This window comes from Streptomyces sp. NPDC005803 (assembly GCF_040630435.1).
GTDB lineage: Bacteria > Actinomycetota > Actinomycetes > Streptomycetales > Streptomycetaceae > Streptomyces.
The window spans coordinates 1-7,393 of record NZ_JBEXXO010000061.1; the positions used below are offsets into that span (position 1 = coordinate 1).

Sequence of the window (7,393 nt, forward strand, 5' to 3'; positions counted from 1 at the left end):
CCTCTCGGGCTTTCCTCCGGGCGCTTCCCTTCGGTCTTGCGTTTCCGACTCTATCAGACTCTTTCGTGTCCGATTCCCGGTCGAAGCGGGATTGCCTTCGGGGAATTCGCTTTCGCGTTTCCCTTTCGGCGTGTTCACTACGTTAGCCGATTTCCCCGGCGACTCATAATCGAGTCATGAGGTCGAATTCCGGCATGCCGAAATTCGCGCCCTCAAGGGCGAATCGTAGGTAGTGGTTGACCGCTTCGGGTTGTCCGGCATGCGATCCGATGGACCGAACCAGAAGCTGCACCCGTGTAAAGCGGCTCGGACTACATTAGGCGTCGCCCCAGGGAGAGTCAAGTCGCCCGGCCGGCCCGGCGGCGTGGCGCGTGGGCGCGGTACGGGCTCACCGTGGGGTCGCCGTCGATCCAGAAGCGCCACGGGTGCACGGCTCCGTCACCGCCCACGCCCGTGCGCGGGCCGCTGCGTACCTGGTCGCGCGGTGGAGGGGTGCCGTGCAGCACGCAGAGGTGGGCTCCCGGGTGGGCGATGGCGTCGGTCCCGTCGAGGGCGCGGTCGATGTCCAGGGCCGTGGCGAGGCGGGCCGGACCTTTGGCCAGTTCTCGGTCGTTGCGGGCCGAAATACGACGTTTGCGGGTGAGGTCGGCGCCCGTAAGAATGTCGCCGGCCCTGAGGAGGACCCCGCTCGCCATGCCCTCCGGGCCGCACACCAGGTTGAGGCAGTGCCACATGCCGTAGGTGAAGTAGACGTAGGCGTGGCCGGGCGGGCCGAACATGACGTCATTGCGTCGCGTCCGGCCCCGGAAGGCGTGGGAGCCGGGGTCGATCTCCCCCGCGTACGCCTCCACCTCGGTCAGGCGCAGCTCGATCGGGCCGTCCGGAGTGGTGCGGACCAGGGTGCGGCCGAGGAGATCCGGCGCCACCTCCAGCACGGGGCGGTCGAAGAAGTCCCGGTTCAGCGGCGTACGGTCCGTGCCATCGATCATGAGGTTCGAGGGTACGGGAACCGACTACGGTCATGGCGCGTATGTAGGGGTCAGGACCAAGGAGGAGAAAACATGGGCTTCAAGCGGCTGCTCGCGAGCATGGGTGCCGGTGGCGCCTCGGTGGAGACGGAGCTGACCGAGCTCAACGTCGTACCGGGTGGGATCGTCCAGGGCGAGGTGCGGATCCAGGGCGGGTCCGTCGACCAGCAGATCGAGGGGCTCTCCGTCGGTCTGCAGGCCCGGGTCGAGGTCGAGGGCCAGGACCAGGAGACCAAGCAGGACATCGAGTTCACCAAGCTGCGGCTGGGCGGCGCGTTCGAGGTGCGGGCGGGTGCGGTGCACGTCGTGCCGTTCGGGCTCGAGATCCCCTGGGAGACGCCGATCACGATGTTCGCGGGCCAGCACCTGCACGGCATGAACATCGGGGTGACCACGGAGCTGGAGATCGCGCGGGCGCTGGACTCGGGGGACCTGGACCCCATCAACGTGCACCCGCTGCCGGCGCAGCAGGCCATCCTGGACGCCTTCGGGCAGCTGGGCTTCGGCTTCCGCAGCGCGGACATGGAGCGCGGACACATCCGCGGTACGCGCCAGCGGCTGCCGTTCTACCAGGAGATCGAGTTCTTCCCGCCGTCGCAGTACCGGGGGCTGAACCAGGTCGAGCTGACGTTCGTCGCGGACGACCGCGAGATGGACGTCGTTCTGGAGATGGACAAGAAGCCGGGGCTCTTCAGTGAGGGCAGCGACTCGTACCGCGCGTTCAAGGTGGGTCTGCACGACTTCCAGGGGACCGACTGGGCGGCGTACCTGAACCAGTGGCTGGCGCAGGTCGGCGGGCAGCGCAACTGGCTCTAGGGTCGGGGGGAAGGAGACCTTCCGAGAACCTTCCGAGACCTTCCGGAAGCAGAACCGACCAGGAGAGGTGCCGACGTGACCGAGCCGAAGAGGGCCCCGCTTCCGCATGACTTCCATCCCGAGGTTGACTCGTTCACCGTGGTGAGCGAGGACCTGGCCCCGGGGGGTGTACTCGCGGACGCGCAGGTCTACGCGGCGGGGAACACCTCGCCGCAGCTGCGGTGGGAGGGATTCCCGGCGGAGACGAAGAGCTTCGCCGTGACGTGCTTCGACCCGGACGCCCCGACGGGCAGCGGGTTCTGGCACTGGGTGGTGTTCGACATCCCGGCGTCGGTCACGGAGTTGCCGGCGGGTGCGGGCAGCGGGACGTTCGAGGGGCTGCCGGCGGGCGCCGTGCAGGCCCGCAACGACTACGGGTCGAAGGACTTCGGCGGGGCCGCCCCGCCGGCCGGGGAGAACCACCGCTATGTCTTCACCGTGTACGCGGTGGACAGCGAGAAACTCGGTCCCGACAGCGACGCGTCCCCCGCGGTCGTCGGTTTCAACCTGCGGTTCCACACGCTCGGCCGCGCCCAGCTGATCGGTGAGTACGCGGAGCCCGCCGGGAGCGAGTGAAGCGAAAGGTTCCACCGCTGTTTGCCCTGCCCTGGTCTTGGAGAGATCAGGGCAGGGCATTTTTTATTGCGTTGTCCATCACGGCCTGCCCGGCCAGAGTTGATCCGGGCCTGCCAGGGGGCGGGCGGCACACGGGAGGTGGGCGAAATGCGGGACACGCTGGTGCTGAACGCGAGCTTCGAGCCGCTGTCGACGGTCACGCTGAACCGTGCGGTGGTACTGATCCTTCAGGACAAGGCCGTCGTCGAGCAGTCGCATCCCGATCTCCGTATGCGCGGTGCCGCCGTGGACATTCCGGTGCCCCGCGTGATCAGGCTCTGCCGGTACGTACGGGTGCCGTTCCGAAGACAGGCCCCGTGGTCCAGAAGGGGTGTGCTGATCCGGGACCAGCACCGGTGCGCGTACTGCGGGCGCCGGGCGAGCACCGTCGACCACGTGGTGCCGCGTGCCCAGGGCGGTCAGGACACGTGGCTCAACACGGTGGCCTCCTGTGCCGAGGACAACCACCGCAAAGCGGCGCGTACGCCGGAGCAGGCGGGGATGCCGCTGCTGAGGCAGCCGTTCGTCCCCTCTCCGGCCGACGCGATGCTGCTGGCCCTGGGAGCCGGAGACAGGTCGGCGCTGCCGGAGTGGCTGTCGCAGTCAGCGGCGTAGGCGCCGTACGCCCGGCGACGTAGGGGAAGCCCGCCCTCGTGAGGGGGCGGGCTTCCCCGTGTCAGCGCAGGACCAGCTGGACGATGGCGACCGTGCCGACCGTCACGATGAGGGCGCGCAGGAGCGCGGGGCTGAGCCGGCGGCCGATCCTGGCCCCGATCTGGCCGCCGAGTGCGGAGCCGACGGCGATCAGGACGACGGCCGTCCAGTCGAAGTCCGCGACGAAGAGGAAGAAGAGTGCCGCGATGCTGTTCACGACGGCGGCCAGGACGTTCTTCACGGCGTTCAGGCGCTGCATGGTGTCGTCGAGCAGCATGCCCATGAGGGAGAGGTAGATGATCCCCTGCGCGGCGGTGAAGTAGCCGCCGTAGACGCTGGCGAGCATCAGGCCGGTGAAGAGCAGCGGACCGCCGTCGGGGCGGGCGACGGCGCCGGTGTGCTCGCGCCGGCGCTGGACGGCTCTGCTGATGCGCGGTTGCAGGATGACCAGGACGAGCGCCAGGGCGACCAGGACCGGCACGATGGTCTCGAAGGCCGTGGAGGGCAGTGCCAGCAGCAGGGTCGCGCCGGTGAGGCCGCCGATCATGGCGCCGACGGCGAGCTTGAGAACGCGTCGGCGCTGTCCTGCGAGTTCCTTGCGGTAGCCGATCGCGCCGCTGATGGAGCCGGGGATCAGGCCGAGCGCGTTGGAGACGGTGGCAGTGACCGGGGGCAGGCCGGTGGCGAGCAGGACGGGAAAGGTGATCAGCGTTCCCGAGCCGACGATCGTGTTGATCGTGCCGGCGCTGATCCCCGCGGCGAAGACGGCGAGCATCTCCCAGATGGTCATGACGAATCCCCCGTGCGTGATCGGCGCTTGGTGCACCGATCATGCACGGGGGATGTACACGTCAGTCGACCGGGGGTTCCTCGCGGCGCTCCTTGCCGGTGTTGAAGCCGGGCACACCCCCGCCGAGGTTGCCGAAGGCGCCACTGAGGCCCTTGAGTGCGTCGCCGATCTCGCTGGGCACGATCCACAGCTTGTTGGCGTCGCCCTCGGCGATCTTCGGGAGCATCTGGAGGTACTGGTAGGAGAGGAGCTTCTGGTCCGGGTCGCCGGCGTGGATGGACTCGAAGACCGTGCGGATCGCCTGGGCCTCGCCCTCCGCGCGCAGGGCGGCGGCCTTGGCCTCACCCTCGGCGCGCAGGATCGCGGACTGCTTCTCGCCCTCCGCGGTGAGGATGGCCGACTGCCGCGTACCTTCGGCCTGGAGGATCGCGGCGCGCTTGTCACGGTCGGCGCGCATCTGCTTCTCCATCGAGTCCTGGATGGAGGTGGGCGGCTCGATCGCCTTCAGCTCGACGCGGTTGACGCGGATGCCCCACTTGCCGGTGGCCTCGTCGAGGACTCCGCGCAGTGCGGCGTTGATCTCCTCGCGGGAGGTCAGGGTCCGCTCCAGGTCCATGCCGCCGATGATGTTGCGGAGGGTGGTGACCGTGAGCTGCTCGATGGCCTGGATGTAGCTGGCCACCTCGTACGTCGCCGCCCTGGCGTCGGTCACCTGGTAGTAGATGACCGTGTCGATGTTGACGACCAGGTTGTCCTGGGTGATCACCGGCTGCGGCGGGAAGGGCACGACCTGTTCCCGGAGGTCGATCCTGTTGCGGATCGAGTCGATGAACGGGACGACGATGTTCAGGCCCGCGTTGAGGGTGCGGGTGTACCGGCCGAAACGTTCCACGATGGCGGCGCTGGCCTGGGGGATGACCTGGATCGTCTTGATCAGAGCGATGAAGACGAGCACCACCAGAATGATCAGGACGATGATGATCGGTTGCATCGTTTCCTCGTGCCCTTCGGTTGCCGACGGATCGCGATGATCGAGGTCGAGATCGTGTGGGCCGTGAGTCAGGTCGGTTGTCCTGCCGGTCCGGTTTCCATGATGATCGACATCGAGTCTGGCAGAGCGGGCGCTGCCGTGGGGGCGGTTCTCTCACATGACGACGGCCGTCGCCCCGTCGATGTCGACGACATCGACCTGCTGGCCCGGTTCGAAGCTGAGTTCCGCGTCGAGGGCGCGGGCCGACCAGATCTCCCCGGCCAGCTTGATCCGGCCGCCTCGCCCGTCGACCCGCTCCAGGACGACGGCCTGACGGCCCTTCAGTGCGTCTATGCCGGTGGCCAGGTGGGGCCGGTCCGAGCGGTGCCGGCCGGCGATCGAGCGGACCACGGCGATCAGCGCCACCGAGACGATGACGAAGACCAGGACCTGGGCCACGATTCCGCCGCCGAGAGCCGCGACGACGGCTCCGGCGACCGCTCCCACGGCGAACATGCCGAACTCGGGCATCGCGGTCAGGACGAGGGGAATGCCCAGTCCCACCGCGCCGATCAGCCACCACACCCACGCGTCGATGTCCACGTGGTCATCGTATGACCGTGAGTACCTCCGCGGACAGGGCGCGAGCGCCCTGGTACGGCTGCGGCAGCGGGTGCCCTCAGGCGAGCGGCAGCCCGCGGGCGGTGTAGCGGTCGCCCTGGTGCTCGACGACGAGCGGGAGGCCGAAGCAGAGGGAGAGGTTGCGGGAGCTGAGCTCGGTCTCCATGGGGCCGGCGGCGAGCACCTTGCCCTGACGGATCATCAGGACGTGGGTGAAGCCGGGGGCGATCTCCTCGACGTGGTGGGTCACCATGATCATGGAGGGCGCGTACGGGTCGCGGGCCAGCCGGCCGAGACGGCGGACGAGGTCCTCGCGGCCGCCGAGGTCGAGACCGGCGGCCGGCTCGTCCAGGAGCAGCAGCTCGGGGTCGGTCATCATGGCGCGGGCGATCAGGGTGCGCTTGCGCTCGCCCTCGGAGAGGGTGCCGAACTTCCGGTCGAGGTACTCGGTCATGCCGAGCCGGTCGAGGAAGGCGCGGGCGCGGTCCTCGTCGACCTTGTCGTAGCTCTCGTTCCAGGTGGCGGTCATGCCGTAGGCGGCGGTGAGCACCGTCTGCAGGACCGTCTGGCGCTTCGGGAGCTTCTCCGCCATGGCGACGCCGGCGATGCCGATGCGGGGGCGCAGGTCGAAGACGTCGGTGCCGACGCCGCCGAGCTGCTCGCCGAGGACCGTGGCCGTGCCCTTGGTCGGGAAGAGGTAGCTGGACGCGACGTTGAGGAGGGTGGTCTTGCCGGCGCCGTTCGGGCCGAGGATGACCCAGCGCTCCCCCTCCTTGACCGACCAGGAGACGTCGTCCACCAGAGCGCGTCCGTCGCGGACCACGGATACGTCCACCAGCTCCAGTACATCGCTCATGAGCGCGTTGTCTCCCCATGCAGTGTCGAGATCGTCGCGTGCCTGTGGGCACAGCTCCCAGGGAAAACCTACGCCACCGTGCGAGAGCTTCAGGCGCTGGGCCCGTCGTCGTGCGCCCGCCGGGGGCCGCGGGGCAGCCCCTAGGCTGTCGCCATGCTTTCGGAACCACGCTCAGGACTGCTGGCCGCTTGGGGCAACGCACTGCTGGCCGGACTCGTGTCGCCCGACGACGCGGCGCTCGCCATTGTCGGGGAGGACGCGGTGCACCGCGTCGAAGGGCTGCCGGGTGAGGCGGGACCGGTCGGTCTCACGCTCGCGCTGGGGCGGCTGCGGGGGCTGGGGGCGACGGGCTTCCGGGTCGCGCTGCCGGTTCCCGGGCACCCGCTGGGCCTCAGCGGTCCGGCGGAGTTCAACGCCCGGGCGCTGGAGGCCGAGGAGGCCGTGGTCACCTACGGGGCCCCGTACGGGCTGGTGCCCGAGGTGCGGGAGGCGGGGCCGGCCGGGGACCGGCACGTCGACGTGGTGTGGCGGTGCCTGGCGGTACGGGAGGCGCCGCCGGCCGACGTGCCGTCGCTGGGCGAGGCGGAGCGGGAGCTCGCCGAGGCGCTGCGGGATGCGACGGCGTTGCTGTCACGGCTCGATGTGGCCGGGTCGGGGCCGGTGGCCGAGGCGGCGGTGAACGCGTACCGGGCGCGGGCGGAGCGGGGGCGCGAGGTGCTCGCCCCGGGGTATCCGCCGCGGGCGGTGCGGGTGCTGGAGCTGGCGCAGCGGGTCGGGCTGCTGGTCTCGGTGGCGTACGAGAACGGGCACGGCGGTGCGGTGAGCGCCTCGGAGATGGCGGCGCGGGGGGAGGCGCTGCGACCGGTGGAGCGGGTGGCCCGGCGGGCGCAGGTGGCGGCGTACAACGCGTATGTGGAGGAGCGGGCGCGGTAGGGGTTCGTTCCCGGGACGGGGCCCGACGCCGCATCATGCCGTCCGCCTCCATCCGCGCCCCGGCCCGGTGG

Annotated in this window: 9 protein-coding genes; 4 read left to right on the forward strand and 5 right to left on the reverse strand. The window is 69.8% G+C overall.

Features of this window, described 5'->3' with window-relative positions:
* Nucleotides 1-338: 338 nt before the first annotated feature.
* Nucleotides 339-989 (reverse strand): DNA-3-methyladenine glycosylase, encoded by a 651-nt coding sequence (locus ABZ454_RS38465; RefSeq protein WP_359544075.1) that lies wholly within the window; start codon nt 987-989, stop codon nt 339-341.
* 72 nt (nt 990-1,061) lie between these two features.
* Between ABZ454_RS38465 and ABZ454_RS38470 the strand changes: the two genes are divergently transcribed.
* From ABZ454_RS38470 to ABZ454_RS38480, 3 genes are all read left to right on the forward strand, one after another.
* The gene (locus ABZ454_RS38470; protein ID WP_359544076.1) at nt 1,062-1,844 is read left to right on the forward strand and encodes a sporulation protein; all 783 of its coding nucleotides are present in this window, start codon (nt 1,062-1,064) and stop codon (nt 1,842-1,844) included.
* A 75-nt stretch (nt 1,845-1,919) separates the two neighbouring features.
* The gene (locus ABZ454_RS38475; RefSeq protein WP_356325907.1) at nt 1,920-2,459 is read left to right on the forward strand and encodes a YbhB/YbcL family Raf kinase inhibitor-like protein; all 540 of its coding nucleotides are present in this window, start codon (nt 1,920-1,922) and stop codon (nt 2,457-2,459) included.
* Nucleotides 2,460-2,606: 147 nt separating this feature from the next.
* The gene (locus tag ABZ454_RS38480) at nt 2,607-3,113 is read left to right on the forward strand and encodes an HNH endonuclease (protein ID WP_356325909.1); all 507 of its coding nucleotides are present in this window, start codon (nt 2,607-2,609) and stop codon (nt 3,111-3,113) included.
* Between the two features lie 61 nt (nt 3,114-3,174).
* Here the strand turns inward: ABZ454_RS38480 and ABZ454_RS38485 are convergent, their stop codons facing one another.
* From ABZ454_RS38485 to ABZ454_RS38500, 4 genes are all read right to left on the reverse strand, one after another.
* On the reverse strand, nt 3,175-3,942 hold the full coding sequence (locus ABZ454_RS38485) for a sulfite exporter TauE/SafE family protein (protein ID WP_356325911.1): 768 nt from the start codon (nt 3,940-3,942) through the stop codon (nt 3,175-3,177).
* A 61-nt stretch (nt 3,943-4,003) separates the two neighbouring features.
* Entirely contained in the window at nt 4,004-4,933 is a 930-nt protein-coding gene (locus ABZ454_RS38490) for an SPFH domain-containing protein (protein WP_356325913.1), read from the reverse strand.
* 153 nt (nt 4,934-5,086) lie between these two features.
* Nucleotides 5,087-5,515: an NfeD family protein gene (locus tag ABZ454_RS38495; RefSeq protein WP_356325915.1), complete on the reverse strand. Its 429-nt coding sequence runs from the start codon at nt 5,513-5,515 to the stop codon at nt 5,087-5,089.
* A 76-nt stretch (nt 5,516-5,591) separates the two neighbouring features.
* On the reverse strand, nt 5,592-6,389 hold the full coding sequence (locus ABZ454_RS38500; protein ID WP_356325917.1) for an ABC transporter ATP-binding protein: 798 nt from the start codon (nt 6,387-6,389) through the stop codon (nt 5,592-5,594).
* 153 nt (nt 6,390-6,542) lie between these two features.
* Between ABZ454_RS38500 and ABZ454_RS38505 the strand changes: the two genes are divergently transcribed.
* Nucleotides 6,543-7,322 carry a hypothetical protein gene (locus tag ABZ454_RS38505; protein ID WP_356325919.1) on the forward strand — a complete coding sequence of 260 codons (780 nt, stop codon included), beginning with the start codon at nt 6,543-6,545 and terminating at the stop codon, nt 7,320-7,322.
* Nucleotides 7,323-7,393 lie beyond the last annotated feature (71 nt).

Excerpts from the sequence above, each read along its gene's own strand:
- ABZ454_RS38465 (WP_359544075.1), bottom strand. The coding sequence starts at position 989 with ATGATCGATGGCACGGACCGTACGCCGCTGAACCGGGACTTCTTCGAC.
- ABZ454_RS38490 (WP_356325913.1), bottom strand. The coding sequence starts at position 4,933 with ATGCAACCGATCATCATCGTCCTGATCATTCTGGTGGTGCTCGTCTTC.
- ABZ454_RS38485 (WP_356325911.1), bottom strand. The coding sequence starts at position 3,942 with ATGACCATCTGGGAGATGCTCGCCGTCTTCGCCGCGGGGATCAGCGCC.
- ABZ454_RS38505 (WP_356325919.1), top strand. The coding sequence starts at position 6,543 with ATGCTTTCGGAACCACGCTCAGGACTGCTGGCCGCTTGGGGCAACGCA.
- ABZ454_RS38480 (WP_356325909.1), top strand. The coding sequence starts at position 2,607 with ATGCGGGACACGCTGGTGCTGAACGCGAGCTTCGAGCCGCTGTCGACG.
- ABZ454_RS38500 (WP_356325917.1), bottom strand. The coding sequence starts at position 6,389 with ATGAGCGATGTACTGGAGCTGGTGGACGTATCCGTGGTCCGCGACGGA.
- ABZ454_RS38470 (WP_359544076.1), top strand. The coding sequence starts at position 1,062 with ATGGGCTTCAAGCGGCTGCTCGCGAGCATGGGTGCCGGTGGCGCCTCG.